Origin of the sequence: Streptomyces hamibioticus (assembly GCF_047946815.1) — a bacterium.
GTDB lineage: Bacteria > Actinomycetota > Actinomycetes > Streptomycetales > Streptomycetaceae > Streptomyces.
Map to the genome: position 1 here is coordinate 3,530,861 of NZ_JBKKQY010000001.1, position 26,418 is coordinate 3,557,278.

Genomic DNA, 26,418 nt, shown 5'->3' on the forward strand with positions numbered 1-26,418 from the left:
GTCCGCAACACGGCTCTCGGGGCGGTGGCCGCCGGAAAACACCGGATGACACCGGTATGCCCGGGCGGAAACGGCTGCTTCAGCCCTTCAGCCCGATCTCCGCGCACGCCGCGGCGTACTCGGCCGTACAGATGTCGGAAACCTTGTGGATGCCGTCCGCGACGACGGTGTCCTCGATGTTGTCCTGCGTCAGGGCGACGACGGGGACCAGCTGCGCGGGAATGCCCTTGTGGGTGGGGCTGTCGACCTTGTCGCGGGCGAGCGCGTCGAACTGGATGTCCTTGCCCTGGACCCGGGCCACTGCCAGCTCCGCGGCGTTCTCGGCCTCCTGCGGGTAGGACTTGTACACGCTCATGTACTGCGCGCCGCTGACGATCCGCTGCACGCCCGCCAGTTCCGCGTCCTGGCCGGTGATGGGCGGCAGGTCGGTGACGCCCGCCGCCTTCAGCGCCTTGATGACACCGCCGGCCATGCCGTCGTTGGCCGCGTAGACGGCGGCGACGTTGTCCTTGCCGATCGACGCGATCGCCTTGGTCATGTTCGCCTGGGCGTTCTCCGGCTTCCAGTCCTTGGTGTCGTAGGACGCGGCGATGGTCACCTTGCCCTGAAGCTGCGACAGCGCGCCCGCCTTGAACTGCTTGGCGTTCGGGTCGGTGGGCGAGCCGTTCATCATCACGATCTTGTCGGAGCTGTCCAGTTCCTCGCCGAGCGCCTCCAGCAGGGAGCGGCCCTGGACCTCGCCGATCAGTTCGTTGTCGAAGGAGATGTAGGCGTCGATCGGCCCCTCGGCCAGCCGGTCGTAGGCGATGACGGGGATGCCCGCGTCCTTGGCCTTCCGCACGCTGTCCGCGATGGCGTGCGAGTCGACCGCGTCCAGCACGATCACGTCGACCTGGTCGTCGATCATCTGCTGCATCTGGTCGGACTGCCGCTGCGCGCTCGCCTCGGCGTTGGCGTACTCGACCTTGCCCCGGTCGTCGGTGAGGTCGGCGACCTTCTCCTTGAAGATGGGGTAGTCGAACTGCTCGTAGCGCGTGTTGGCCTTCTCCGGGAGGAGCAGTCCTACGGTGATGTCGTTGCCCTTCGTCGGGCTCGCGTCGTCACTGCTGCCCGTCGCGTTGAGCGCGCCGCAGCCGGCGAGCATGACGGACACGGAGGTGGCGGCCACGGATATGGCGATACGACGCATGCAGGGCTCACTTCAGGTGCGTTTCGGACGTGGGCACAGCAGTGCGGCCCATGTGACTGAAAAGCCAACGCGTCACCCGCCACCGGCGTCAAGGGGAACCACTTAACGAGATGGGAACAGTACGTTCCGCTGAACTCACGAGAAATCTGCGAACGGCCCGCGGGGATCTGCCGGATGCGTGCGCACACGCCGCTCACACATCGCGTGCGCGAGCGGCTCCCAGGGCCGCGGTGATCTCCTCCAGGTCGTCGACCGCCGCGTGGACGCCCTCGGTGAGGAGGGTGGCGGTGGGGTTGAGGAGGAGTTCGTCGACGCCCGCGGCCCGGTAGCCGGCGAGGGCGCCGGCGATCTCCTCCGGGGTGCCGGTGACGACGACGTCGGCGCGCAGGAGTGCCGCGGCCGGGTCGGGGCCGTCGAGGTCCACGCCGGCGCGGCGCAGCATGGCCGCGTAGTGCGGGGCGCGCAGGTGGGCGCCCGCGGCGGCCTCGGCCAGGCGGCGCGGGTCGCGGCCGGGGCGGCGGACGGCCACGTGGACGGCGGTCGCGATGCGCGGGCGGGCGGCGCGGCCCGCCTCGGCGGCACCGGCGGTCAACCGGGGCACGAGGGTGTCGCGGAGGTAGGACGGCGGGGTCATCCCCGACACACGCACCGACGGCCCGCCCGGGGCGGTCACCACCGTGCTCACCGGCAGCGCGACCAGCAGGGACAGCGCGAGCGCCGGATAGCCCCTCCTGACGACGGTGCCGATGCGCGATTTCTGCGTGTTCCCCCTGTTTCCATGCCACGACTCTGCCAGCGACGGGGCGCCACCTGAAGACGGAACGCTGTCAGGATCCTGCACCGCGGCACGGCACTTGCTGTCAGCCCGGTGCGGACGCGCACGCGAAGGGGCCCGGAGGCTCCTGCGAACCTCCGGGCCCCTTCACCGAGCCGGCGTCAGTCCGACTGCTGCCGCTTCGGGCGCCACACCACCAGCGCGCTGGTCTGCTGGACCTCCTGGTACGGCACCAGGTCACGGCGGTACGACGCGTGCACCGCCGCCTCCCGCTGGCGCATCGCCGTGGCCGCGCCGTCGAGCGCGTCCTGCAGCTCGGCGATGCGGGACTGGAGCGCGGCGACCTGGTTCTCCAGTTCGATGATGCGCTTGATGCCGGCCAGGTTGATGCCCTCGTCCTGCGACAACTGCTGCACCTGGCGGAGCAGTTCGATGTCGCGGGCCGAGTAGCGGCGGCCCCGGCCGGCGGTGCGGTCCGGCGACACCAGGCCCAGACGGTCGTACTGGCGCAGGGTCTGCGGGTGCAGGCCGGAGAGCTGGGCCGCCACCGAGATGACGTAGACCGGGGTGTCCTCGGTCAGTTCATACGGATTGCGTCGACGGCCGTCCATCTCCATCAAGCTCCCTTCGCGGCCTGGAACAGCTCCGCCCGCGGATCCTCGCCCGCGGTCGCCTCGCGATACGCCTCGAGCGCGTCACGAGCCTTCCCCGTCAGGTCCTTCGGAACACTCACCTCGACGGTGACCAGCAGATCGCCGCGGGTGCCGTCCTTGCGGACCGCACCCTTGCCCCGGGCCCGCATGGTCCGCCCGTTGGGCGTGCCCGCGGGCAGCTTCAGCGTGACCGGCGGCCCGCCCAGGGTCGGGACCCGGACCTCGCCGCCGAGCGCCGCCTCGGGATAGGTGACCGGGACGGTGACGGTGAGGTTGTCGCCCTTGCGGCCGAAGACGGGGTGGTCCTTGACGTGCACCACCACGTACAGGTCGCCCGCCGGACCGCCCCGCTCGCCGGGCGCGCCCTTGCCGCGCAGCCGGATGCGCTGGCCGTCCGACACCCCGGCCGGGATGCGGACCTGCATCGTCCGCGAGGACTTGGCGCGTCCGGAACCCTTGCAGACCTCGCAGGGGTGCTCCGCCATCAGGCCGCGGCCCTTGCAGTCCGGGCAGGGGTCGGTCAGCGAGAAGCCACCGCCGGAGCCCCGCGCCACCTGGCCGGTGCCGACGCAGGTCGGGCACACCCGGGGCGTGCCGTTCTTGTCGCCGGTGCCGGAACAGGCCTTGCAGGGCTGCTGGGAGGACATCCTCAGCGGCACCGTGGCGCCCTCGATGGCCTCCGTGAAGCTCAGGGTGACCTCGGACTCGATGTCCTGGCCGCGCCGGGGCTGGGTCCGGGTGCCCGCACCCGCACCCGCACCGCCGCGGTTGAACAGTCCCCCGAAGACGTCACCGAGTCCGCCGCCGAAGCCGCCGGCACCCTGGCCGCCGCCCTGGGCGCCGCCTCCGAAGAGGTCGCTCAGGTCGAAGTTGAAGGAGCCGCCGCCCGCCCCGGGCCCGGGGCGGAAGCCGCCGTTGCCGAAGAGGGCGCGGGCTTCGTCGTACTCCTTGCGCTTCTTGGGGTCGCCGAGGACGTCGTTCGCCTCGGAGATCTCCTTGAAGCGCTCCTCGGCCCTGGCGTTGCCCTTGTTGGCGTCCGGGTGGTACTCGCGGGCGAGCTTCCGGTACGCCTTCTTGATCTCGGCCTCGGTGGCGTCCTTGGGGACGCCGAGGACCTTGTAGTAGTCCTTCTCGATGAAGTCCTTGGTGCTCATCCCCGACGTCCCTCCTCTCTCATCGATTCAAGCTCAGCCCTCGTCCGGGCCACCGCTCTCCTTGTTCTCCGCGGACTCCGCCTCTGTCTCGCCGCCCTCCTCGGCCGGCTTGACCGTCTGCGCACCCGGCTGCGGCTCGGCCACGGCCACCCGCGCGGGGCGGATGGTGCGCTCGCCGATCCGGTACCCGGGCTGCAGAATCGCCACGCACGTCGTCTCGGTGACGTCCGGGGCGTAGGAGTGCATCAGGGCCTCGTGGATCGTCGGGTCGAAGGGCTCGCCCTCCTTGCCGAACTGCTGGAGCCCCATCTTGGCCGCGACCGTCTCCAGCGACTCGGCGACGGACTTGAACCCGCCGACCAGCTCGCCGTGTTCCCGTGCGCGGCCGATGTCGTCGAGCACCGGGAGCAGCTCGGTCAGGAGGTTCGCGACGGCGACCTCCTTGACCGCGGCCCGGTCCCGCTCGACCCGGCGGCGGTAGTTCTGGTACTCGGCCTGGAGCCGCTGGAGGTCCGCGGTGCGCTCGCTCAGCGCGGTGCGCACCTGGTCCAGCTGGGCCACCAGGCCCGCGTCCTGGCTCGCGTCCCCGGCCGGGGCCGCCCCCGCCTCCGAGGAGGGGGCGGCGGCCTTCGGCTCGGCGTCGTCGGGGTGGTCGGCGCCGGAGGGGACGTCGGGCTTCTCGTCAAAACCCGGGGTCTCCTCCGTCACGCGGCACCGTCCTTGCGCTCGTCGTCCACGATCTCGGCGTCCACCACGTCGTCGTCGGCGGCCTTGGCGCCACCGGCGGTGGCACCCTCGGGCCCGCCGGCGGCCTGCGCGGACTGGGCGTCGGCGTACATCGCCTGGCCCAGCTTCTGCGAGACGGCCGCGACCTTCTCCGTGGCGGTGCGGATCTCGGCCGTGTCCTCGCCCTTGAGCTTCTCCTTCAGCTCGCTGACGGCTTCCTCGACCTCGGTCTTGACCTCGCCCGGGACCTTGTCCTCGTTGTCCTTGAGGAACTTCTCGGTCTGGTAGACGAGCTGCTCGCCCTGGTTGCGGGTCTCGGCGGCCTCGCGGCGGGCGTGGTCCTCCTCCGCGTACTTCTCGGCCTCCTGGCGCATCCGGTCGACCTCGTCCTTCGGCAGCGAGGAGCCGCCGGTGACGGTCATCTTCTGCTCCTTGCCGGTGCCGAGGTCCTTCGCCGTGACGTGCATGATGCCGTTGGCGTCGATGTCGAAGGAGACCTCGATCTGCGGGACGCCGCGCGGCGCCGGGGGCAGACCGGTCAGCTCGAACATGCCGAGCTTCTTGTTGTAGGCCGCGATCTCGCGCTCGCCCTGGTAGACCTGGATCTGCACCGACGGCTGGTTGTCCTCGGCCGTGGTGAAGATCTCCGAGCGCTTGGTCGGGATCGTGGTGTTGCGCTCGATCAGCTTGGTCATGATGCCGCCCTTGGTCTCGATGCCGAGGGACAGCGGGGTGACGTCGAGCAGCAGGACGTCCTTGACCTCGCCCTTGAGGACACCGGCCTGGAGCGAGGCGCCGACGGCGACGACCTCGTCCGGGTTGACGCCCTTGTTGGCCTCCTTGCCGCCGGTCAGCTCCTTGACCAGCTCGGCGACGGCCGGCATACGGGTCGAGCCGCCGACGAGGACGACGTGGTCGATCTCGCTCAGCTGGATGCCGGCGTCCTTGATCACGTTGTGGAACGGGATCTTGCAGCGCTCGAGCAGGTCGCTGGTGAGCTGCTGGAACTGGGCGCGGGTGAGCTTCTCGTCCAGGTGCAGCGGGCCCTCGGCGGACGCGGTGATGTAGGGCAAGTTGATCGAGGTCTCGGTGGACGAGGACAGCTCGATCTTGGCCTTCTCGGCGGCCTCGCGGAGGCGCTGGAGGGCCATCTTGTCCTTGGACAGGTCCACGCCGTGGCCGGACTGGAACTGCTTGACCAGGTAGTCGACGACGCGCTGGTCCCAGTCGTCACCACCGAGGTGGTTGTCACCGTTGGTGGCCTTCACCTCGACCACGCCGTCGCCGATCTCCAGCAGCGAGACGTCGAACGTACCGCCACCGAGGTCGAAGACCAGGATGGTCTGGTCCTCCTTCTCCAGGCCGTACGCCAGCGCGGCCGCGGTGGGCTCGTTGACGATGCGGAGCACGTTCAGGCCCGCGATCTCGCCGGCCTCCTTGGTGGCCTGGCGCTCGGCGTCGTTGAAGTACGCCGGGACGGTGATGACCGCGTCGGTGACCTTCTCGCCCAGGTAGGCCTCGGCGTCCCGCTTCAGCTTCTGCAGGATGAACGCCGAGATCTGCTGCGGGTTGAAGTCCTTGCCGTCGAGGTTGATCTTCCAGTCGGTGCCCATGTGGCGCTTGACCGACCGGATGGTGCGGTCCACGTTGGTGACCGCCTGGCGCTTGGCCACCTCACCCACGAGGACTTCGCCGTTCTTGGCGAAGGCGACGACGGACGGCGTGGTCCTGGCGCCCTCGGCGTTGGTGATGACGGTGGGCTCGCCGCCCTCCAGAACGCTGACGACGGAGTTAGTCGTGCCCAGGTCGATGCCGACCGCACGTGCCATGGTTGATTCCTCCAGCTGACTTGAGTGGAACAGGCTCAAGTGTGCACGACGGCCTCGATCGGGTCAACAGAGCTGAGTCGGGCTGGCTCAACTCTTATCCGTTCCTTACACGCAATGGCGCTCTGACCTGCGAATTCACGGATCCACGGGCCTGACGAACCGGAAAATTCGCCGCCGTAGGAGGGTGACGCGGGGTGCGTTCGGGAGGCCGCCGGGCGGCACTCGGCCCGGCCTCCAGGCGCCTTCGAGACTCGCCCGCGAGCCGCCCGCCCGGCTCGACGCCTCTCCGCCCGCCCGGCTCGGCACCTCCCGGCCCGCCCGGCTCGCCCGGCTCGGCGCCTCTCCGCCCGCCCGGCTCGGCGCCTCCCGGCCCGCCCGGCTCGCCCGGCTCGGCGCCTCTCCGCCCGCCCGGCTCGGCACCTCCCGGCCCGCCCGGCTCGGCGCACCTTCGTCCGCCCGTCCCCGGGCCCAGGCGTCCGCGGGGCTCCGTTTCGCCGGCCCGGGTCCGCAGCAGCACCAGCACGGTCACCGCCGATCCGCCGGCCACCCACAGTACGGCCGACGCTCCCGCCCAGCCGGTGTGCACCAGTACCCCGACGAGCACCCCGGCGAACGTCCCGGTGCCCAGCAGCACCACCGCGCCCCGCGCGGTGAAACCGAGCCCCCGCAGCCGGTGGGCCAGGTGATCGACCCCGCTCCGCAGCAGGGGCCGCCCGGCCGAGCGGCGGGACAGGACGACGAGGGCGACGTCGGCGACGGCGAGGGCGGTGAGCGCGAACAGCACACCGGCGCCGGCCCCCGGATCGCGCCCCGCGCGGGTGAACACGGCCGCCGCGGCCAGCACGAACCCCGTGAACAGCGACCCGCACGCCCCGAGCCCGATCCGCGCGGGGTGCCAGTTGTGCAGCAGGAACCCGGTCAGCGCGGCGGCGAGCACGCTGAGCAGCACGGCAAGCCCGTCCATCACCTCCGCCGCCGCGCAGGCGCCGGCCCCGAACGCGGTGACGACGCCCACCGTGCCGGCCAGCCCGTCGGCGTGATCGAGCCCGCGGAAGGCGACGGCGACGCCCGCGATCCAGCCCGCCGCCAGCACCCCGGTGACGACGCCCGTCTCCTCGTACGGCACGACGCACACCGCCGCGACGGCCGTACCGGCGACGAGCCAGCGCCGCCGCACCCGCCACAGGTCGGCGGCCAGCCCGAGCGCCCCGACGGCGCCCCCGGCGACGGCCAGCTCGGCCACCCCCGAGCCGAGCGGCACGACGCCGGTGCCGTGCACGACCCCGACGACCAGCCCGGTCACGAGCACGACGGCCAGCCCGCCCAGCAGCGGCACGGGCCGCTGTCGCGTCCGGCGTCGGTCGACGACCCCCAGGCGCAGGGCCGGCGTCCGCAGCAGCGCGGTGAGCAGGGTGGCGAGGAGAAGCGAGGCGGTGGCGGCGACGATCCCGTAGAGCACTGCCCTAAAATAGGGCGAATATCACGATTTGCTATGAACGGCACGCCCGAACCCCGCACCTGATCCAGGCCCGCCACCCGGCCCGCGCCACCGGCCTCGCTCGACACCCCCGCGGTCAGGGTTGCCTCAGCGACGCAGATCACCGCGGCCCTGGCTACAGTGCGGCAGAAGATGCGGGTAGTCTCGAACGGACTGCATAAGTTACCGCTTAGTAATCAGATCTCGCAGGCCCGAGGAGCCCCCATGCAACTCGCCGCGATCATCGTGTCGCTGGTGCTGACCGTGGTCGGCGTGGCGCTGCTCGCGCGCGCCATCGGTCAGTTCGTCCGGTACTTCAAACTGGGCCAGCCCGTACCCGCCGGCACCCGTACCGACAACCCCTACCAGCGCAGCGTGACCCTGGTACGGGAGTTCCTCGGCCACACCCGCATGAACCGGTGGGGCATCGTCGGCATCGCCCACTGGTTCGTGGCGATCGGCTTCCTGACGCTGCCGCCGACGATCATCACGGCGTACGGCCAGCTGTTCCAGGCCGACTGGGTGCTGCCGGTGCTGGGCGGCTTCCTGCCGTACGAGATGTACATCGAGTTCATCAGCGCGATGACGACGCTCGGCATCCTGGCGCTGATCGTCATCCGGCTGCTGAGCCTGCCGACGCGTCCGGGCCGCAAGTCCCGCTTCACCGGCTCGAAGATGGGCCAGGCGTACTTCGTCGAGTACGTCATCCTCACCATCGGCCTGGCGATCTACGTGCTGCGCGGCCTGGAGGGCGCGCTGCACCACGTGGAGGGCTACGAGGCCGCGTACTTCGCCTCGTACCCGCTGGTGCTGGCGTTCGAGGGCCTGTCGGTCGGGACGCTGCAGAACCTCGTCTACTTCTTCGCGATGATCAAGCTGGGCACGACCATGGTCTGGATGATCACGGTCAGCCTCAACACCAACATGGGTGTGGCCTGGCACCGCTTCCTCGCCTTCCCGAACATCTGGTTCAAGCGCAAGGCCGACGGCGAGACGGCGCTCGGCGCGCTGCTGCCGATGACGAGCGGCGGCAAGCCGATCGACTTCACCGACCCCGGCGAGGACGACGTCTTCGGTGTCTCCCAGGTCGAGCAGTTCTCCTGGAAGGGCCTGCTGGACTTCTCCACCTGCACCGAGTGCGGCCGCTGCCAGTCGCAGTGCCCGGCCTGGAACACGGGCAAGCCGCTCTCCCCGAAGCTGCTGATCATGTCGCTGCGCGACCACGCGCACGCCAAGGCGCCGTACCTGCTGGCCGGCGGCGGCAAGACGATGGAGGGCGAGGAGAAGGCGTCCGAGGAGCAGCTCGCGGGCGTGCCCGCGTCGGCGCTCGCCGAGGCCGAGCGCCCGCTGGTCGGCACGCTGGAGGACAACGGCGTCATCGACCCGGACGTCCTGTGGTCCTGCACCACCTGCGGCGCCTGTGTCGAGCAGTGCCCGGTGGACATCGAGCACGTCGACCACATCGTCGACATGCGCCGCTACCAGGTGATGATCGAGTCCTCGTTCCCGTCCGAGGCGGGCACGATGCTCAAGAACCTGGAGAAGAAGGGCAACCCCTGGGGCCTGGCGAAGAAGCAGCGCCTGGAGTGGACCAAGGAGGTCGACTTCGAGGTCCCGGTCGTCGGCAAGGACATCGAGGACCTGTCCGAGGTCGAGTACCTGTACTGGGTCGGCTGCGCCGGCGCCCTCGAGGACCGCGCCAAGAAGACCACCAAGGCCTTCGCCGAACTCCTCCACATGGCGGGCGTCAAGTTCGCGATCATGGGCGGCGACGAGAAGTGCACCGGCGACTCCGCCCGCCGCCTGGGCAACGAGCCGCTGTTCCAGGAACTGGGCATGGAGAACGTCATGTCCCTCAACGCCGCCTTCGGCGAGGAGATGGACGACGACGGCAAGGTCACCGAGGAGTCCCGCAGGCCCAAGTCGGCGAAGAAGATCGTCGCCACCTGCCCGCACTGCCTCAACACCCTCGGCAACGAGTACCCGCAGCTCGGCGGCGACTACGAGGTCATCCACCACACCCAGCTGCTCCAGCACCTGGTCGACGAGGGCAAGCTGACCCCGGTCACCCCGGTCGAGGGCATCATCACCTACCACGACCCCTGCTACCTGGGCCGCCACAACAAGATCTACACGCCCCCGCGCGAGATCATCGCCAGCGTCCCCGGCATCCGCAACGAGGAGATGCACCGCCACAAGGAACGCGGCTTCTGCTGCGGCGCGGGCGGCGCCCGGATGTGGATGGAGGAGCGGATCGGCAAGCGCATCAACAACGAGCGCGTCGACGAGGCCCTCTCCCTCAACCCGGACATCGTCTCGACCGCCTGCCCGTTCTGCCTGGTCATGCTCACGGACTCGGTCAACGGCAAGAAGAACGACGGCAAGGCCAAGGAGTCCATCCAGGTCGTCGACGTCGCCCAGCTCCTGCTGGACTCCGTCAAGACCCCGGCCGACCCGACGGGCGACCCGGAATCGGAGAACGAGCCGGAACCCGAGCCGGTGAAGTAGCCATGGCCATGGTCGAGTAGCCCATCAGGCCGTATCGGCGTACCGACGCCCTCATGCCCGTACGCGGGCGTGAGGGCGTCGGCGTATCCGCCGCTCGGTCCGGGCGGTTGATGGCCGGTGACCCGGCGAGCGTCAGGGCGCGGCCGGTGACGCCGTCTCGTCGGCCTTGATGTCGAATTCGATCCGGTCGCCCTCGACCGAGGAGACGGTGACCGTCACACCCAGGGTGCTGCCGTCGTCCGCGGTGAGCGTGCAACGGGTGGTGGTCCCGACCTTTCCGGCGAGGTCCTCGGGACAGGTGATGTCCGGCTCAGGCCGGCCGGTGGTGTCCGCGAGCTTCTGGGCAACCGTGTCGGCGAGCTTCTCGGAGGACAGTTTCGGCTCCGAACCGCCCACCGTGGCCGAGGCCGAGCAGCCTGCGAGCAGCGCGCCGACGGCCAGGGTCGCGAGGCTCCGGGCTGCCGCTGGCCGACGGGTGGCGGACATGGCCGGCTCCCTTCGGATGATCAGGGCGGAGAGACGCCGGCAGCATAGTCGGCACGGGAAGCCTGCCGGCGCCGGCCGAGGCCGCGCCCACGTTCCCCCCACCGCCTGCTCACAGCTTGCCGAAGACCACTCCGCGCCAGGCCCAGCCGGACTCCAGGACGGCGTTCCGCAGCGGGTCGCGCAGCTCCGCGCCGTCGAAGCGGAACGTCTCCGTCGCTTCGAGTCGGCCGCTGTCCCCCCCATTACCGTTTTGGTGGCCCCGCAATGGGGTGCCCGGCCTTCGGAGTTGGCATGACTTTCTCCCCCTGTCGAACGCATGGCCCGGGGGGTGGTGTCACCGGCTCCGGAGGCATCGACAGACCGCTGATTAGGGGCATGACCACCGGCTTCTTCGCAGGTCGGGAGGCTCTTCGTAATGTGGATGTGGCGATCGGTGCCGTGGGACGGCTGGGCGGGAACGACCGAAGGACGCACGTGATCGACGTCAGCGACATCGGCGCCTTCCTCGGACTGGACGTCGGCAAGGGCGAACACCGCCACCGCCGTCACCACGACCGGGAAGAAGGCCTTCGACAAGCGGTTACCCAACAGCGAACCCAAGCTCCGGGAGGTCTTCGGCAAGCTGCAGGCCAAGCACGGGACCGTGCTCGTCGTGGTCGACCAGCCGGCCTCCATCGGCGCTCTGCCGCTGGCAGTCGCGAGGGACATGGGCTGCCCGGTCGCCTATCTGCCCGGCCTGACGATGCGGCGGATCGCCGATCTCTATCCGGGCGAGGCCAAGACTGATGCCCGCGACGCCTTCGTCATCGCGGACGCGGCCCGGGTCATGCCGCACACGCTCCGCTCGGTCGAACTGGAAGACGAGACCATCGCCGAACTGGAGATGATCGTCGGCTTCGATGACGACCTGGCCGGAGAAGCCACCCGGATCAGCAACCGGCTCCGCGGCCTGCTCACGCAGATCCACCCGCACGTGGAACGAGTCCTCGGCCCGCGCATCCAGCACGCCGCCGTGCTCACGCTGCTGGAACGGCTCGGGTCTCCGGCCCAGATCCGCAAGGCCGGACGCCGCAAGCTCGTGACCCTCCTGCGGCCGAAGGCGCCGCGGATGGCCGAGCGGCTGGTCGAAGAGATCTTCACCGCGCTGGACGAGCAGACCGTGGTCGTCCCGGGCACGGATGCGGCCGCGCTGATCGTTCCGAGCCTGGCCAGCTCGCTGACCGCTGTCCTTGACCAGCGGAAACTGCTGGCCGGACGGATCGAGGACCTGCTGGAGGCCCACCCTCTTTCCAAGGTCCTGACCTCGATGCCGGGCATCGGCGTCAGGACCGGAGCCAGGATCTTGATCGACGTGGGCGATGGCAGTTCGTTCCCCTCCGCCGCCCACCTCGCCGCCTATGCCGGCCTCGCCCCGGCAACCCGCAGCTCGGGTTCGTCGATCCGTGGCGAGCAACCGTCCCGGAGAGGAAACAAGCAGCTCAAACGGGCCTTCTTCCTCTCCGCGTTCGCTGCCCTGGCCGACCCGGCATCCCGCACCTACTACGACAAGAAGATCAGCCAGGGCAAGCACCACACCCAAGCCCTCCTCTGCCTCGCCAGACGACGAACCGACGTCCTCTTCGCGATGCTCCGCGACGGCACCTTCTACGAACCCCAAACCGCCCCATCAGCTTGACCAAACCCATAGGGGCACCCCCCCGTTCGATCGTCCAGTGACGGGAGACCGTGCGGTCCGGCCCGCGCGAGTACTCCGAGGAGATCTGCAGCCGCGGCGGGTCGCCGACGCGTGTGACCTCCCACTGCTCCTCGACGGCACGCGCCTCGTGGTCCTCCTGGACCAGCCGGATCCGGAACCGCACGGCACGCGTCAGCCGGGACTCGATGAAGAGGGTCTGCCAGGCGGGCTCCGCCATCCGCCACTCCGCGACCAGGTCGGCGTCTTCCGCGGCACCGTCGCGTGGACAGACCGGTCGCCATGATCTCGTGATACGTCGGCATCGGGTTTCCCGTGATGCGGTGGTGACGGCCTGCCGGGCGCAGGGGACGTCAGACCCAGCAAGAGGTTTTCGGCGCGGTCAGTGGCCGTCGGCCATCGATACGGATCCGTTCGTCTCGGGTCTCGCGGGTCTTCTTCGAAGCTCTCCACGTGAGTTGTCCGTCATGGAATGCCTTGACGGCATCGTCCGTCTCCGTGTCCGCGAAGTCGCCGGCCCTGCGGGTGCCGGGCTCGATGGCCTCCGCCTCGGCCCGTTCTCGGCCGGCAGCCGGCTCGGGCGCATCCCGACGGACTGTTCCGTCACGTACTCTCCGACTGTTTTGATCATGTACCTGGTGGCGGCTCCGCCTTCCCGGTTCGGTGCCGTACGGGCCCGCAGCCGCCGCCCCCTCCGACGACCGTCCGTACAGTAGCGCGCTCGCCCGTCACTGATCGCCGAGTCGCTGCCGTTGTAGGCGACGCGGCGCACGCGGACCGGCGAGGAGTGCCCTGAGGAACGCGGCCCGGCACCCGTAAGGGGCGTCTGCGCACACCCGTAAGGGATGTCACAGCTCGGCCGCAAAGCCGGGCCCGGGAGCCCGGGTCCGGCACGTCACTCTGCGGGACCAGGTACGTTCGAAGACGTGGCTGGATTCAGGATCGGACGCGGCCGGGACAACGGCGCTCCTCACGCGCGACCGCAACACCCCCCGCACGGACAGCAGACGCCGCAGGGACCGTCGTACGGCTATCCCCCGGCGCCGCAGCCGTACCCGCAGCAGCAGCCGTACGGAGGCGGCGGCGCGGGCGGCGGCCAGTGGCCGCAGACGGGCGGCGGCTACGGCGGCCCCGGCGAGCCGGAGTACTTCGGTGACGGCGGCCACCCCCAGGGCGGCCCGCACGGCGGTCCACAGGGCCCGCACGATCCGTACGCGGCCAACAACCCGGGTCACACCCAGGCCTTCACGGTCGGTGAGGACCCGTACGGCCAGGGCGAGACCTACCGCGCCGGCTCCGCCCCGCCGCCCGGCCCGATCGGCCCCCGCCTGCACTGGAAGGCCCTGCTGAGGGGAATCGTCCTCTCCCCCAACCGCACCTTCCTCCAGATGCGCGACTACGCGATGTGGGGCCCGGCCCTGGTCGTCACCTTCTTCTACGGCCTGCTGGCGGTCTTCGGCTTCGACGGCGCCCGCGAGGAGGCGATCAACGCCACGCTGTCCAACGCGATCCCGATCGTGCTGATGACGTCCGTGGCCATGGTGCTGAGCGCCCTCGTCCTCGGCGTGGTCACCCACACCCTGGCCCGCCAGCTCGGCGGCGACGGAGCCTGGCAGCCGACGGTCGGCCTCTCCATGCTGGTCATGTCCCTCACGGACGCGCCGCGCCTGGTCTTCGCGATGTTCCTCGGCGGCGACGCGCCCTTCGTCCAGGTCCTGGGCTGGGCCACCTGGGTCGCGGCCGGCGCGCTGCTGACGCTGATGGTCACCCGCTCCCACGACCTGCCGTGGCCGAAGGCACTGGGCGCGTCGGCGATCCAGCTGATCGCCCTGCTGTCGATCGTGAAGCTGGGCACGTTCTGAGGCGCAGCGCCGCACAGAAAGCGATACAGAAGGAGAGGGGCTCCTGCCGGAGCCCCTCTCCTTCTGTCTGTTCGTGACGCGTCCGTCAGGCGTCGAGCACCTGCCCGCTCCGCCGGACGACGGGCGGCTGGACGGACCACGGGAAGTTGATCCAGTCATCGGTCCGCTTCCACACGTACTCGCACTTCACGAGCGAGTGGGACTTCTCATAGACCACGGCGCTGCGCACCTCGGCGACGGTGTCCAGGCAGAAGTCCCGCACCAGCTTGAGCGTCTTGCCGGTGTCGGCGACGTCGTCGGCGATGAGGACCTTCTTGGCGGAGAAGTCGATGGCGTTCGGCACGGGCGCGAGCATGACCGGCATCTCGAGCGTGGTCCCGACCCCGGTGTAGAACTCGACGTTCACGAGGTGGATGTTCTTGCAGTCGAGGGCGTACGCCAGCCCGCCGGCCACGAAGACCCCGCCGCGGGCGATGGAGAGCACTATGTCGGGTTCGTACCCGTCGTCGGCGACCGCCTGGGCGAGCTCGCGGACGGCGACGCCGAACTGCTCGTAGCTGAGATTCTCCCGTACGTCACTCATACCTGCGTCCTGGCTCATACCTGGGTGCGATGGAAATTGATGAAGGACCGGGAGGCGGTCGGCCCCCGCTGGCCCTGGTACCGCGACCCGTACCGCTCGCTCCCGTACGGGTACTCGGCCGGTGAGCTGAGCCGGAACATGCACAGCTGACCGATCTTCATGCCGGGCCACAGCTTGATCGGCAGCGTCGCGAGATTGCTGAGCTCGAGCGTCACGTGCCCGGAGAAGCCGGGGTCGATGAACCCGGCGGTGGAGTGCGTCACGAGACCGAGCCGCCCGAGCGAGCTCTTGCCCTCCAGCCGCGAGGCGAGATCATCGGGCAGCGTGATCACTTCGTACGTGCTGGCCAGCACGAACTCCCCGGGGTGCAGGATGAAGGGCTCATCCCCCTCGGGCTCCACGAGCCGGGTCAGATCCGCCTGCTCGACGGACGGATCGATGTGCGGGTACCGGTGATTCTCGAACACCCGGAAGTAGCGGTCGAGGCGCACGTCGATGCTCGACGGCTGCACCATGGAGTCGTCGTAGGGAGCGATCCGCACCCGTCCGGCATCGATCTCGGCCCGGATGTCCTTGTCTGAGAGAAGCACGCCCCGAGGATACGCAAGGCGCGCGGAGCGCCCACAACCGGACGGCTCCGCGCGCCTGACCAGGTCCCCGGCCGGGCGGCCCGCCTAATGCTTCTGCGCACCCACCGGTACGGCGCTGCGCAGCCGCGCGCACCGCGGACAGCGGAGGAGCCGCCCGGGGCCGAGTCGCTCGGCCTGCTGCATCGGGAACGACGAGGTGCTGAACACGTGCCCATCGGCACAGCGGACGACGGTGCGCTCCATCAAGTCCTTCAAGTCCCTTCCCCAAGAGCCGCGTCTGGCTTACTGCCCTGACGACAAAAGCCACACTACGGGATCAAAGGAACGAGTCTCCAGGCGGCGCTCCGCCCCGCGTGCAGCCTTCCCCGGGTGCCCAACCGTACGCTCCAACTCCCGCCCGCCGCAGCCGCATCCCATCCGTGGAACACAGCGAGGCCCCACGGCGCGAGCACCGGGGGCCAGTGATGAGGTAAAGTGTCGAAGCGTCCGGACACCGACTCCGAGTCGGCGTCTTACGCGGGTGTAGTTTAATGGTAGAACATCAGCTTCCCAAGCTGAGAGCGCGAGTTCGATTCTCGTCACCCGCTCCACGAAGAAGGCCCAGGTCAGAGACCTGGGCCGTTTTGTTGTGCGGGATGATCACCGGCCACGTGCCAGATCCGTGCCAGAAGGCTTCTCGGCAGCCTACCGAGCAGCCTCCTCCCGAGCCTTCCGGACCGTGGCGTCGAGGCCGGCTGCAACCTCCTCCTGGCGCTCCTCGTCGGAGTGCTGATAGATCAGCGCGGCCTTCTCGGAGGACTGTCCGGCGCGCACCATCGTGTCCTTCAGGGTGGCACCGGACCGGGTGGAGAGCGTGTGCCCGGTGTGCCGCAGGTCGTAGAACCGGAAGCCCTCCGGCATGCCGACGACCTCCCGGGCCTTCCGCCACTTCCGCCCGAAGGTGCTCCGCCGGAAGGGAGCGCCCTTCTCACCGACGAAGAGCAGCCCGTCCGGGCCCGGCTCGGCGTACGACTCCAGATGCCAGCGGAGCTCCCGGCGGAGGAAGGCGGGAAGAATCACAGTCCGGGTACCGGCCTCGGACTTGGTGTCGCCCTGGACACGGCGCCCGTTCATCCGCTCCGGTTCTCGCTGGGCACCCGCGTGCCGGGCGGGTACGTGCCATCCTCGATGCGGCGCTGGATCGTCTGCGCGAGGCGCACGTACTTCGGTGGCTCCACTTCATACGCCATGAACGCCGCCTGTCAGGATTGGCCAAGTCAACTGGTCAACCAGATCAGCGAATCTTCGATTGTCAAAGTAGAAGCGGAGCGAACTCTTACCTTCCGGGCCAGGCATCGGCCACCACGAAGGAGACAACGGTTCCGCCGAAGCGACTCGGTGCGGCGTGCCACGACTCGGCCAGCGAATCGACCAGGAGCAGTCCGCGCCCGTGGGAGTCGTTTGCGTCGGGATGCCTCAGCCGCACGTTCGCCGGAAAGCCGGGGTTGTGCACGTCGACCCGAAGCGAGGTCCCCTCACGGAACCACTCAACCCGTACGAGCCAGGGTTCGTCCGACCGGCCGTAAGCGATGGCGTTGGTGACCAGCTCCGAGATCATCAGCGCGCAGTCGTCGACGGAGCAGGCTGGGTTGTACGGGGCGATGAACTTGCGGAACCAGCGCCGAGCCCGCGGCACAGACTCAGCGACAGGGTGCAAGGTCATCGCGCCGAGACGCGGTGATTCCTCAGACGGGTAGCGGTCGATCATGTAGGCCATCAGGTGCTCACTTCCTGCCGCTACCGTCACAGTCGAGGCAGCGCCGCTTCGATGTGGCGCGGGTGCGGTCGGCAGCGGTGGCAAGCGCCAGGGTCGTCCGCGAGCCGACGCGCTTCCAACCGCGCTCCCGGCAACCCCGGCAAGGTAAGTGCGTGCCCTGATCCGGCCGCTACTGAGCTTGTTGGCGTGGTGTCGTTGGGGGCTGACGGCGTGTGATCGTCGCGGTATGCCGTTTGTATGAGGTATCCGCAGGGTGGTGGGCTGACGCCTGAACGGCAGGCGTTTCGTGAGCGGATCCGGATGGAGGCCGCCGAACGGTTCGGCGCCGGCGCCTCCAACACCGAGGTCGCCAAAGGCTTACGGGTGAGCGTGCGCTCCGTTCAGCGGTGGCGCCTGGCCTGGCAGAAAACAGGCCCGGACGGTCTTCGCTCAGTGGGTCCGGTGTCGCTGCCCAAACTGAGCGAGCAGCTGTTCGCGGTACTGGAGCAGGAGCTGGCCAGGGGCCCCGTCGCACACGGCTGGCCGGACCAGACCTGGACGCTGACGCGGATCAAGACGCTGATCGGGCGCCGGTTCCACAAGAGCATGTCGCTCTCGGCCATCGCGAAGATGCTGCGCCGGCACGGCTTCAGCCACCAGGTCCCCGCCCGCCGCGCTCTGGAGCGCAACGAAGAAGCGGTCACCGGCTGGGTGAAGGAGACATGGCCCCACGTGGAAACACCGCGGCGGCGCTCGGGGCCTGGCTGTGCTTCGAAGACGAAGCCGGCTTCTCGATGACGCCGCCCACCACCCGCAGCTGGGCCCGACGCGGACACACACCCCTCATCCGGGTGCGGGGACGCTCCCAGCGCCGCTTCTCCATCGCGGCCCTGGCCTGCTACAAGCCGGGCGAACGCTCACGCCTGATCTACCGGCTCAAGCGGCACGTCGATCACAAGCGGGGCGGCAGACGCAGTTTCACCTGGACCGATTACCGCGACCTGCTCGTCGCCGCCCATCAGCAGCTCGGTGCACCCATTGTGCTCGTCTGGGACAACCTGAACGTCCACAAGGACGCCCGGCTGAGAGCGTTCATCGATGCACACGACTGGATCACCTGCTACTTCCTGCCGGCATACGCACCCAACCTCAACCCCGTCGAAGGCCTCTGGTCACTGCTACGACGCAGCAGCCAGGCCAACACCGCCTTCACCGACCCAGACCACCTGATGCGCACCCTCCGGCATGGCCTCCGCCAGATCCAATACCGCAGCAACCTCATCGACGGATGCCTCACCGAAACCAGCCTCACCTTGACGACATCACGGCAACAAGCTCAGTAACTCGTCACACCGCGCCTCCTCCCAGTGAGGTGGCCTTAGCCACTTTCTGGATAGTGGCATTGGCCACTTGGAAGATGCAAGCGATTCGCCGCAACTGACCCCCTCAGGTGAGGGGGTAGCCCTGCTCGAACGCCCAGCGATGCGGCGGGTAGGTAGCCTCAGCGAACTCCAACGGCCGGTCCTGGAGGTCGAAGACGACATGGTGCACGATCAGCACGGCCGAGCCGGCGGCGAGTTGAAGGTCCTCGGCCTCTTCCTCCGTCGCCGCACGCGCGCACATGCGATCTTCCGCGTAACTCCCCTGCCGGCCGGTCATGTTCTCGACGTACAGCAGCGTCCCCTCTTGGATCCGCTCCGGCTCCAGCAGCTTCGGCGCGCGCTGACCGACATCCGGGGCGAACCACGAGGTGGAGAGCGTGATCGGCCCGTCCTGGTTGTTGGTCACCCGCCGCCGGTGCACCGCACGGCGATCCTTGACCAGGCCCAGCGCCTCAGCCACGTGATCCGGTGCCTCCAGCCAACCTGCAGAGGTGATCACGGCGTACTCGCCAGGCGTATAGATCTTCCCGGTCTGCCGAGCGCGCCCGTACAACTCACGAGCCCGCCGGTTGACCTCCAGGCTCCGCACGTACGTGCCCGACCCCTGACGCTTCTCGACGAGCCCTTGATGGCTCAGCGCCTCCAACGACCGTGCGGCCGTGGGCCGGGACACCTTCCAGTCCGCGGCCAACTGGCGTTCGGACGGCACCTCGTCCCCCGGTCGCAGGTCACCCCGAAGAATCTGATCACGGATGTAGTGCGCGATCTGGAGATACTTCGGCTGAGCCTCCTCGATCTGCGGCATCAGTCCTCCTCACCCAAGGCGAGCCCCAGGCGAGTAGTCGGGCACCCCGCTACCGAGCTGAGGCCTGCTTCTCGATACAAGTGGCTATGGCCTCCAGCCACTATAGGGTGAGTGGTCAACCCCCACCCCGTAGGCTGAGACGCATGACGCGGTTGATCGTCGCAGCAGGAGGAGGGGGCGACGCAGTCGCCGCCGCAATGATTCACGCCGCCCTCTACGGCGACGAGGACCAGGCGGTGATCCTCACGTACGCGTGGGACCGCCTCTTGATCGACCCGATTCCCGGTCCCCGAGGACCGGACAACTTCACCGGCCTCCAGCCCCTCACTCGGGCAGTCTGGGCAGTGCCAACCGAAGCTCGCCCGATCGCTCCGGCGGGTTCGACGCTCCCCCGACTCGCAGCAGAGCTCCGGCACACGTTCGCGCTGATCGATCCGCGCCATGGAGTCGAAGGCGTCACTCGCCAACTCGAAGAGCTGGTAGACCACTTGTCACCAGAGTCGATCGACCTCCTGGACGTGGGCGGCGACATCCTCGCCCGCGGCGATGAACCGACGCTGAAGAGCCCGCTTGCCGACGCCCTCACCCTCGCCGCGTGCTGTCAGGTGAATGCACCCGTCCGCCTCCTGGTGGCGGGCCCCGGCCTCGATGGCGAACTCCCTCTCGACGGACTGCGCGGCATGCTCGGCCCACTCATCCACACCCTCACAGCGATAGACGTCGAGCCGATCCGCTCGGTCCTGGAATGGCACCCCTCCGAAGCGACCGGGATGCTCGCTGCGACAGCCCGAGGCGTACGCGGCACTTGCGAAATGAGAGACGCCGGCCTCCCGGTCCCCCTCACCGACGAGGGACCGACGGTCCATGAGATCGACTTGGACGAGGCGCTCACCCGCAACCAGTTGGCCCGCGCCATCCTGACAACCGCCACCCTGGACGAGGTCGAGGCACACAGCCGCGAAATCTGCGGCTACTCGGAGATCGACTACGAGCGGAACAAGGCCGCTTGGCTCAAGGACCAGCCACCGGTACAGCTCGACCCAGAAGCCGTACTGTCTCAGCTCGACCAGTTCGCAGTTGAGGCCCACAGCCGCGGAGTTACCCACACGACGTTCCGCCGCATCACCGAGGCCCTGAACCTCAACGGCTCCTTGCGCGAAGACCTGCGCCAGCTGCTCATCGACAGCCGCCCGAAGCAGTACGACGCGCCCTTGTGGCGCATCACAGCCACTACTGAGTAACAACCTTCTTCACGGGTTCAAGCCCGCGCACGGCGCGGGAGCGCGCCGCCTGTACGGCGGGGCCGCCGCCCTGTCTTCGCCAGCGGCGGCCCCGCCCGGCGGCGCGCTGCGTGCAGGGGACAAGGACGAGAAACGATCTACCGCGTGCCCAACCGGAACGCCAAGGATGGCCCCATGGGGGATTCCACCGTGCGCACAGCGTTCCGTCTGACGTTCAACGACTATCACCAGGACCCGAACGACAGCGACGTCCTACGGCGAGCAGTAACCATCCATGCCGACCGGATCACGTTCGACGAAGGCCACCTGAACCTCTGGCTCGCAGGCATCCACGTCGGAGAGTTCCCCCTCAACATCATTGAGTCCGTCTGCCCTCACGGCGACGCCGGCAAGAAGCGTGAGACGCCGGAAGAGCTACAAGCTCGCTTCCCACGGATGGGCCACCCGTGGTCGCCCGAGGACGACGCCCGCCTCCTTTCCCTCTACCAGCAAGGGGAACGGAACTTTGACGCCCTCGGCGAGCAGTTCGGCCGGAAGCCCAGCGCCATCCGGTCGCGACTGGCCAAGCTCGGCCTCGACAGCCTCGCCTGACAGTGCTGAGGCTCAGACGTCGGTGGCTGGGGCGGTCGGCTCCACGGCTTTAGGCAGCCCCTTTGGGGCGAGCCTCTAAGGTCATGTCCCCAACGTCGTGCTTTAACGGGCAGGTCTACAGACTGCCCGACGCGCCGGAAGCTTACGGGGCCATGATCACTCGCCCCAAAGCAGCTCCAGCCCAAAGCCGCTCCACCGACCGCGTGCTTCAGCTAAGGTCACTTGGAGCTGTGCTGAGCTCGGCGCTGCCGAGTCTCGCACTGTCCCTCTTCGCGGTAGCCGTCATCTGCAAGGTCCTGGCATCGAAGTTGAGCACCAACCAGGACACGAAGACGAACGAGCGTGAGGAGAACCGCATGGCTGATGAATCGAAGTCGAGCAGGATGAAGCAGTGGGCTAGCGCTACTTGCGACGTACTGGGAGACCTTGTAGTCGGCTTCGCGGGTGGGGCAGTGTCGAGCTGAGCGCAGCTCCATTGCCGTACAGCACGGAAGTACAGCAACTACAGCAACCGACCATGGCTCACAGTGCCCACCCACGCGGCCTGTATAACTCACGATGACCGATCTCTGTAGAGCTTCTCCTTAGGAGTCGAAACTCGGCAGTACGGGTGTGAAGACCTTGCGGCTGGAGCGCATCGAGGTCGATCATTTGCGACATTTTCAGATATTGAAATTCGGGGGAATTCCAGTGACGCCGGAACAAGAGCTACGTGGTCTGATCTCGGACTGGCGCAAACAAGTCGACCAACTGCCAATTTGGTCAGCAGGTGAGGAGCGGCTGCATGCGCTCATGTCGCAAGCCCTCAGCGTGAAAGCAAGCTTCGCACGGAACAGGGTGGATTTTCCAGAGTTTTCGTGGGAAATGTTGCTGGATTTTCTGATCTCATGGCACTTTAAGCATCCGATTGGTAGCGAACCTTGCTATGAAGACGATGTATCAAATGCCGTGAAGGCTGCCGTGGAGGCGACACGCCTCGAATCGCTTGACGCCGCCCTTCGTGCGCAAGCCTATAAGGTTAGAAAGACTGGCGGCACAAAATTTAGGGTCTCATATAAGTGGGATATGGGTCTTGAAGTTGCCGACTTGTATCTTGAGCGACAGGCTGTGCCTGGGAATCGTGAAGAGCCCACGCAGAAAGAAGTGGAATGGGCGTCGAAGCAATCTCGTGAAAGGCTTAATGCTTTTCTCCCTCCGGATGACGTCATCAGTTCTGCGATGGAGCGGACTCGTCGAGCAGTTCAAGCATGGCGCGCAGTTCACCAAGACCCTCCTTTGTCGGATGACACTGACCTTGGCGACGGCCTAAACGTCGGAATAATGGCTGAAGTCCTAGCTGCGCTCATGGCAATGGCGGAGCTAGGCGAGATGGCGCACTCATCAGCGCGCGTGCGTGGCACGACTCTCCAACACAGCACCGAAGAGGCGATCGTCGAGTGGCTCGCACGCCTGTGTGGGAGCGTGCCGCGAGAGCTCGCCATACAGGCCATATATCGACTCATGGCCGGCCCGGGTAAGTCGATGAGAACGGCAATTCTAATCCCCAATAGTGGACTTATTACAGTCCTTCCGCTCGTAATGTTCCCTCGCGCCATTGATGCAATCGTTCTGCGAACTGCGGCATCAGATCCGGCCCGATACGGCCCTATTGGCAAGCGTCAAGGCGAGCGAGCCAAAGTGTGGGGCCGTTGGCTGAGGGAAATCCCCGGCGTTAAAGTCACCGAGGGCACGAAAGTGCGGAATTTGAAGGGGCAGGCTGTAGGTGACCTTGACGTGGTGGCGTTCGATCCAGTGTCGCGTAAGGGTCTTATCCTGGAAATCAAATGGCCTATCGATGCCCTTACGCTTGCTGAAACCTCCAAGACTGATCAAACTATTGTGCTTGCGAGCGCGCAGCTAGGGAAGGTCAGGAGTTCGCTCATAGCTGGCGACGTGCAAGCGAAGCTGCCGCCTGACTGGCCAGCCTTTGATGAGATCGACTGGGCGTGGGGAGTCGGCATGCCGCAGCAGCTGACGCCTCGACCTATGTCGGAGCCGGACATGTTTGCTACGTCTTTTCGGTATGTTTCAAATCTCTCCCCCGTCAACTCGCTGACTGAATTAATCACTGTGCTCAAAAATCCTATAGTGCCTGAACTGAATAGACACTACCAAATTCGGACTGTCACGATTCCCCTCCAGGGGCGATACTCCGTTCGCGTTGAGCGACTGGAATGCCAAGAAATTGACTGGAGTCCAGTGGTGGACGCAAAAAGCGGCTGAATTCGACCAACCCTTCCGATCAGTGGTAGAGCGTGCGGACGCTCCTTGGGACAACCCTCGTCGTCGTCACCATGTACCGCCGCACATGAGCCGTGGGTTTCTTGGGCCTCTAGCGTCTCGGACCAGGCCCCGAGGCCTCAGCGACCCTCCCGCCCGTAGTTCGCATCGAGGAGGGCCAGGCAGTCCCGTCCCGTGGACCATTTGTGGACGGGCCAGCGCTAGTCGATCAACCGAGGGCCGGTGACCTGCGCACACAGCTGGGACCGAAGGGCCCTCCGGAGCCGTGTGCGCGGCGCGTTCCGCGTCCAGTCGGTACCGCCGCAGCCTTCTAAGCTGCTGAGCCGACGGCTGGTGGGGTTATGGCTGCCTTGTGTCAGGCGCCAGTGAAGCCTTGATCGATGCCGAAGTGCCGGGTGACCTCTTCGATGGTGAAGCGGGCGCGGAGCTTGCAGGCGGAGTTCTGGTTAGCGAAGAAGCCTGTGCGCCACAATGCCTCTTCGCGTGGCACAGCTCGCTCCCAAGTCACCGGGACGATCCACTCACGACGATCGTCCGCATCGCTCTCTGCCCTGTCGTCGGCACGTCGGTAGGTGCCCGCTAGGGAGAGGTCGGACATGCGCCGGCTTTCACCCTCGTTGCTGAGGACGGCGTCCTCGAACGGTTGGGGTTCGCCGGAGACCGTGCCGACGCCCACGTATCCCACCTTGGGGATATGCGTGAACACCCTCGCCCCGAGCGGCAGGGACCGGAGCGTCCGGGAGAACCACTCCCCGCCGCCGGCAGACACGAATCCGTAGCGAAGGGCGTCGTCCCAATTCCGGCCCCCGGCCTCATCGCCGAACGACACGTACCAGTCCGACCCGTTCCACGGCTCCTGCTTGCCACGCCCCTTCGCTCCGGACGACGGCACCACAGCCTCGGCCTCGTCCATCAACCAGGTACGGGCCAGATAGGAGCGCCCCTCGTCCTCGAAGTAGCGAAAGAAGAGCACGTTGACCGGGACCTGGAAGCCAGACGCCAGGTAGGTGACGATCCGCTCCGTCGCCGCATCGATCTCACTCGCGACGATGGTGAGAGCGTGGGTCGAATTGAGCGCTTCCGGCGGAGTTCCACCGAATCGCACCGCGAACGCCTCGTCCAACTCCTCCGCCAGTCCTCTGCCGCGGGCGTAGGAGGTGTAAATGTCACGGATCTGCTCGTTGGTGAGCTCCTGGACCCAGGAACCGTAGTCGAGGACCTGAGCCACCACTTCCCGAGGCGTACGGTCTCGCTTGAGCTCCAGAACGTGCAGGCCCCCCTCGGCATCCATGCCCAGCAGGTCAACAACCTTCCCGTACTGAGTGAGCACCTGCCGGCCGATCAGCAGCAACGGATGCCCCAGGATGCCGGGATCAGCTTCTATGAGCTCCTCAAGCCGGGACTCCGCAGGCATCGGCCGCGTAGCGACTCGCACGGGCTTGTCGTCCACACGCCACAGCCCGAACTCCAGCGGCATCGCCATCCCCCTCCGTTCCCACCATCGGGCCCAGCTGACCAGGCATGGCAAACGACAGTATGACGACGAACTCTCGTCTGCCAGTAGGCATAGCTCGTGGTCCGGCTCCACGTGATTGCCTTTGCGGTACAGCAGCGAAGTACAGCAACCAGCACGACCGCAACTGACCGCCAACGCCCCTCGGCGGCCGTCTGACCAGCCCACCAGACCGCAATGACCCCGCAGCCGAGAGTTCGGGACGAAGAGGTCGTGCCAGACGCGTGCCAGATCGTACGGGGAACCGCGGGGAACACCGGGGAACCAGCGGACTCGTCTATCGAGCAGCAGCAGCCTCCGCCGCAGGTCAGGTCAACCACCTGCCCTAAATCACCTCAGCTTCCCAAGCTGAGAGCGCGAGTTCGATTTTCGTCACCCGCTCCATCGAGAAGGCCCAGGTCAGCGACTTGGGCCTCAGTCGTTTCCGGGCCGGGCCGTGTCATGCCAGGCCGCTCAGCAGGCGCCCTACGCCCGTCCCGTTCGGCCCCGGTGTCTGAAGCCGACCGACAGGTCGAGATGGAAGGGGGATCCTGGGGCCGTCGGGGTCCAGCCCTCGCGCAGGGCGCGTTCGATGGCTTGGGCAACCTCGGCTGGCAATACCGGTTTGGCCTCGTACCCGATCCAGTTGCCCAGGTGCGGCTGGTCGGTGGTGACCACGAGCGTTGACTGCGGGGTGTCCGCATGCTCGACCGCGAACGTGCATAGCGACCAGGCCAGGCCCTGGGAGTAGGTCGGCCTGCGTCGCAGCCGCCAGCGGTAGGCCGTGCCGTCGACGACGATGCGCCGTGCGCCCTTACGCCCCAGTGCCATGACTCCCCCTTGATACGGGCGATGCCAGCGACTCCGGCTCTGCCGTCCGTAGGAAGCAGACGTGCCGGACTCGTGCCAGATCGTGCGGGGCAGGCACCACGGGGAACACCGGGTATCGACCCGAGAAACGGTCAGGCGCCCGCAGTGCTCCTGTCCAGGTCCGCCAGGCAACCCTCCGTAGATCACCAAGCCGGCGTGGCATCGATGCGGTGATCGTAGTGTTCCCGGCGGCCTACGCTGCCACCCCGGTCCTGCTGGATCTCGTCGAGCACGGCCGGCGGCCGCGCATCGAGGACGCGGCCCTCGGGCTCCTGTCGAACGCCCTGGATTGCTTCCCGACCGCCGGCCACAACCGGGTGGACACTCCCTACGGCAGCGGCGTCCCGCTCTGTTGTGCCATGGCTCGGCGTGTCCGCAGTGGTCGCGGTGCTCTCCTCGCCCATGGGGTCCACGGCAAGCGGCACCTGGCGGAGGAGAGCTTCACTGGCGGCTGACCGTCGAGGAGGCGGAGCTCCAGGCCGACGGCAGCGTGACCG

At 67.8% G+C, this 26,418-nt stretch carries 21 protein-coding genes, 1 tRNA gene and 4 pseudogenes; 9 read left to right on the forward strand and 17 right to left on the reverse strand.

The genetic code is table 11. From position 1 onward, the window contains the following. Nucleotides 1-79 precede the first annotated feature (79 nt). The 7 genes and pseudogenes from ACLGIH_RS15875 to ACLGIH_RS15905 all read right to left on the reverse strand — a co-directional run bounded on the left by ACLGIH_RS15875 (nucleotide 80) and on the right by ACLGIH_RS15905 (nucleotide 7,785). The gene (locus ACLGIH_RS15875) at nucleotides 80-1,189 is read right to left on the reverse strand and encodes a sugar ABC transporter substrate-binding protein (protein WP_416525898.1); all 1,110 of its coding nucleotides are present in this window, start codon (nucleotides 1,187-1,189) and stop codon (nucleotides 80-82) included. A gap of 193 nt (nucleotides 1,190-1,382) precedes the next feature. Beyond that, a pseudogene (gene lxmJ / locus ACLGIH_RS15880) lies at nucleotides 1,383-1,829 on the reverse strand (F420-dependent peptide dehydroalanine reductase LxmJ); the annotation flags it as partial. A gap of 296 nt (nucleotides 1,830-2,125) precedes the next feature. Then, nucleotides 2,126-2,575 carry a heat shock protein transcriptional repressor HspR gene (locus tag ACLGIH_RS15885; protein ID WP_416525899.1) on the reverse strand — a complete coding sequence of 150 codons (450 nt, stop codon included), beginning with the start codon at nucleotides 2,573-2,575 and terminating at the stop codon, nucleotides 2,126-2,128. A 5-nt stretch (nucleotides 2,576-2,580) separates the two neighbouring features. Further along, nucleotides 2,581-3,771, reverse strand: coding sequence for a molecular chaperone DnaJ (dnaJ, locus tag ACLGIH_RS15890; RefSeq protein ID WP_416525900.1), 1,191 nt, complete (start codon nucleotides 3,769-3,771; stop codon nucleotides 2,581-2,583). 33 nt (nucleotides 3,772-3,804) lie between these two features. Further along, the gene (gene grpE, locus ACLGIH_RS15895) at nucleotides 3,805-4,479 is read right to left on the reverse strand and encodes a nucleotide exchange factor GrpE (RefSeq protein ID WP_416525901.1); all 675 of its coding nucleotides are present in this window, start codon (nucleotides 4,477-4,479) and stop codon (nucleotides 3,805-3,807) included. After that, the gene (gene dnaK / locus ACLGIH_RS15900) at nucleotides 4,476-6,326 is read right to left on the reverse strand and encodes a molecular chaperone DnaK (RefSeq protein ID WP_416525902.1); all 1,851 of its coding nucleotides are present in this window, start codon (nucleotides 6,324-6,326) and stop codon (nucleotides 4,476-4,478) included. The genes grpE and dnaK overlap by 4 nt, the downstream gene beginning before the upstream one ends. Nucleotides 6,327-6,420: 94 nt before the next feature. Continuing rightward, entirely contained in the window at nucleotides 6,421-7,785 is a 1,365-nt protein-coding gene (locus tag ACLGIH_RS15905) for an MraY family glycosyltransferase (protein ID WP_416525903.1), read from the reverse strand. A 243-nt stretch (nucleotides 7,786-8,028) separates the two neighbouring features. Here ACLGIH_RS15905 and ACLGIH_RS15910 point away from each other — a divergent pair, with 243 nt between their 5' ends. Further along, on the forward strand, nucleotides 8,029-10,311 hold the full coding sequence (locus ACLGIH_RS15910; RefSeq protein ID WP_416525904.1) for a (Fe-S)-binding protein: 2,283 nt from the start codon (nucleotides 8,029-8,031) through the stop codon (nucleotides 10,309-10,311). A 132-nt stretch (nucleotides 10,312-10,443) separates the two neighbouring features. On the opposite strand, the gene ACLGIH_RS15915 is transcribed toward ACLGIH_RS15910, so the two are convergent. Next, nucleotides 10,444-10,797, reverse strand: a complete 354-nt coding sequence (locus ACLGIH_RS15915) for a DUF4333 domain-containing protein (RefSeq protein ID WP_416525905.1) — start codon at nucleotides 10,795-10,797, stop codon at nucleotides 10,444-10,446. 109 nt (nucleotides 10,798-10,906) lie between these two features. Further along, on the reverse strand, nucleotides 10,907-11,062 hold the full coding sequence (locus tag ACLGIH_RS15920; RefSeq protein ID WP_416529573.1) for a hypothetical protein: 156 nt from the start codon (nucleotides 11,060-11,062) through the stop codon (nucleotides 10,907-10,909). Between the two features lie 209 nt (nucleotides 11,063-11,271). On the opposite strand from ACLGIH_RS15920, the pseudogene ACLGIH_RS15925 reads away from it, so the two are divergent. After that, a pseudogene (locus tag ACLGIH_RS15925) lies at nucleotides 11,272-12,472 on the forward strand (IS110 family RNA-guided transposase). Nucleotides 12,473-13,335: 863 nt separating this feature from the next. Continuing rightward, a complete protein-coding gene (locus ACLGIH_RS15930) occupies nucleotides 13,336-14,352 on the forward strand; it encodes a Yip1 family protein (protein ID WP_416525906.1) in 1,017 nt (338 codons plus the stop codon). Between the two features lie 85 nt (nucleotides 14,353-14,437). Here ACLGIH_RS15930 and ACLGIH_RS15935 read toward each other — a convergent pair whose 3' ends face one another. Continuing rightward, entirely contained in the window at nucleotides 14,438-14,935 is a 498-nt protein-coding gene (locus ACLGIH_RS15935) for a phosphoribosyltransferase (protein ID WP_416525907.1), read from the reverse strand. Nucleotides 14,936-14,949: 14 nt separating this feature from the next. Next, nucleotides 14,950-15,525: a dCTP deaminase gene (gene dcd / locus ACLGIH_RS15940; RefSeq protein ID WP_416525908.1), complete on the reverse strand. Its 576-nt coding sequence runs from the start codon at nucleotides 15,523-15,525 to the stop codon at nucleotides 14,950-14,952. 516 nt (nucleotides 15,526-16,041) lie between these two features. On the opposite strand from dcd, the gene ACLGIH_RS15945 reads away from it, so the two are divergent. Beyond that, nucleotides 16,042-16,115 (forward strand) — tRNA-Gly (locus ACLGIH_RS15945). 94 nt (nucleotides 16,116-16,209) lie between these two features. On the opposite strand, the pseudogene ACLGIH_RS15950 reads toward ACLGIH_RS15945, so the two are convergent. From ACLGIH_RS15950 to ACLGIH_RS15960, 3 genes and pseudogenes are all read right to left on the reverse strand, one after another. After that, nucleotides 16,210-16,647: pseudogene (locus ACLGIH_RS15950) on the reverse strand (tyrosine-type recombinase/integrase); the annotation flags it as partial. After that, nucleotides 16,644-16,754 (reverse strand): annotated as a pseudogene (locus ACLGIH_RS15955) (GntR family transcriptional regulator); the annotation flags it as partial. The pseudogenes ACLGIH_RS15950 and ACLGIH_RS15955, both read right to left, overlap by 4 nt. 86 nt (nucleotides 16,755-16,840) lie before the next feature. Beyond that, nucleotides 16,841-17,281, reverse strand: coding sequence for an ATP-binding protein (locus ACLGIH_RS15960; protein ID WP_384153213.1), 441 nt, complete (start codon nucleotides 17,279-17,281; stop codon nucleotides 16,841-16,843). Between the two features lie 237 nt (nucleotides 17,282-17,518). Here ACLGIH_RS15960 and ACLGIH_RS35060 point away from each other — a divergent pair. Further along, a protein-coding gene (locus ACLGIH_RS35060; RefSeq protein ID WP_473246757.1) for an IS630 family transposase occupies nucleotides 17,519-18,603 on the forward strand; the annotation gives its coding sequence in 2 pieces (ribosomal slippage) (nucleotides 17,519-18,044 and nucleotides 18,044-18,603; 1,086 coding nt in all). A 103-nt stretch (nucleotides 18,604-18,706) separates the two neighbouring features. Here ACLGIH_RS35060 and ACLGIH_RS15975 read toward each other — a convergent pair. Beyond that, nucleotides 18,707-19,447 carry a GntR family transcriptional regulator gene (locus tag ACLGIH_RS15975; RefSeq protein WP_221757132.1) on the reverse strand — a complete coding sequence of 247 codons (741 nt, stop codon included), beginning with the start codon at nucleotides 19,445-19,447 and terminating at the stop codon, nucleotides 18,707-18,709. A gap of 143 nt (nucleotides 19,448-19,590) precedes the next feature. Between ACLGIH_RS15975 and ACLGIH_RS15980 the strand changes: the two genes are divergently transcribed. From ACLGIH_RS15980 to ACLGIH_RS15990, 3 genes are all read left to right on the forward strand, one after another. Then, nucleotides 19,591-20,688 carry a DUF1152 domain-containing protein gene (locus ACLGIH_RS15980; RefSeq protein WP_416525910.1) on the forward strand — a complete coding sequence of 366 codons (1,098 nt, stop codon included), beginning with the start codon at nucleotides 19,591-19,593 and terminating at the stop codon, nucleotides 20,686-20,688. A 174-nt stretch (nucleotides 20,689-20,862) separates the two neighbouring features. After that, complete coding sequence (locus ACLGIH_RS15985) at nucleotides 20,863-21,279, forward strand: SANT/Myb-like DNA-binding domain-containing protein (RefSeq protein ID WP_416525911.1); 417 nt, start codon at nucleotides 20,863-20,865, stop codon at nucleotides 21,277-21,279. Between the two features lie 612 nt (nucleotides 21,280-21,891). Further along, nucleotides 21,892-23,541 carry a hypothetical protein gene (locus ACLGIH_RS15990; RefSeq protein WP_416525912.1) on the forward strand — a complete coding sequence of 550 codons (1,650 nt, stop codon included), beginning with the start codon at nucleotides 21,892-21,894 and terminating at the stop codon, nucleotides 23,539-23,541. Between the two features lie 373 nt (nucleotides 23,542-23,914). On the opposite strand, the gene ACLGIH_RS15995 is transcribed toward ACLGIH_RS15990, so the two are convergent. Then, nucleotides 23,915-25,042, reverse strand: coding sequence for an endonuclease NucS domain-containing protein (locus tag ACLGIH_RS15995; protein ID WP_416525913.1), 1,128 nt, complete (start codon nucleotides 25,040-25,042; stop codon nucleotides 23,915-23,917). Between the two features lie 495 nt (nucleotides 25,043-25,537). Next, nucleotides 25,538-25,882 carry a hypothetical protein gene (locus tag ACLGIH_RS16000; protein WP_416525914.1) on the reverse strand — a complete coding sequence of 115 codons (345 nt, stop codon included), beginning with the start codon at nucleotides 25,880-25,882 and terminating at the stop codon, nucleotides 25,538-25,540. Nucleotides 25,883-26,091: 209 nt separating this feature from the next. Between ACLGIH_RS16000 and ACLGIH_RS16005 the strand changes: the two genes are divergently transcribed. After that, the gene (locus ACLGIH_RS16005) at nucleotides 26,092-26,376 is read left to right on the forward strand and encodes a hypothetical protein (RefSeq protein ID WP_416525915.1); all 285 of its coding nucleotides are present in this window, start codon (nucleotides 26,092-26,094) and stop codon (nucleotides 26,374-26,376) included. Nucleotides 26,377-26,418 lie beyond the last annotated feature (42 nt).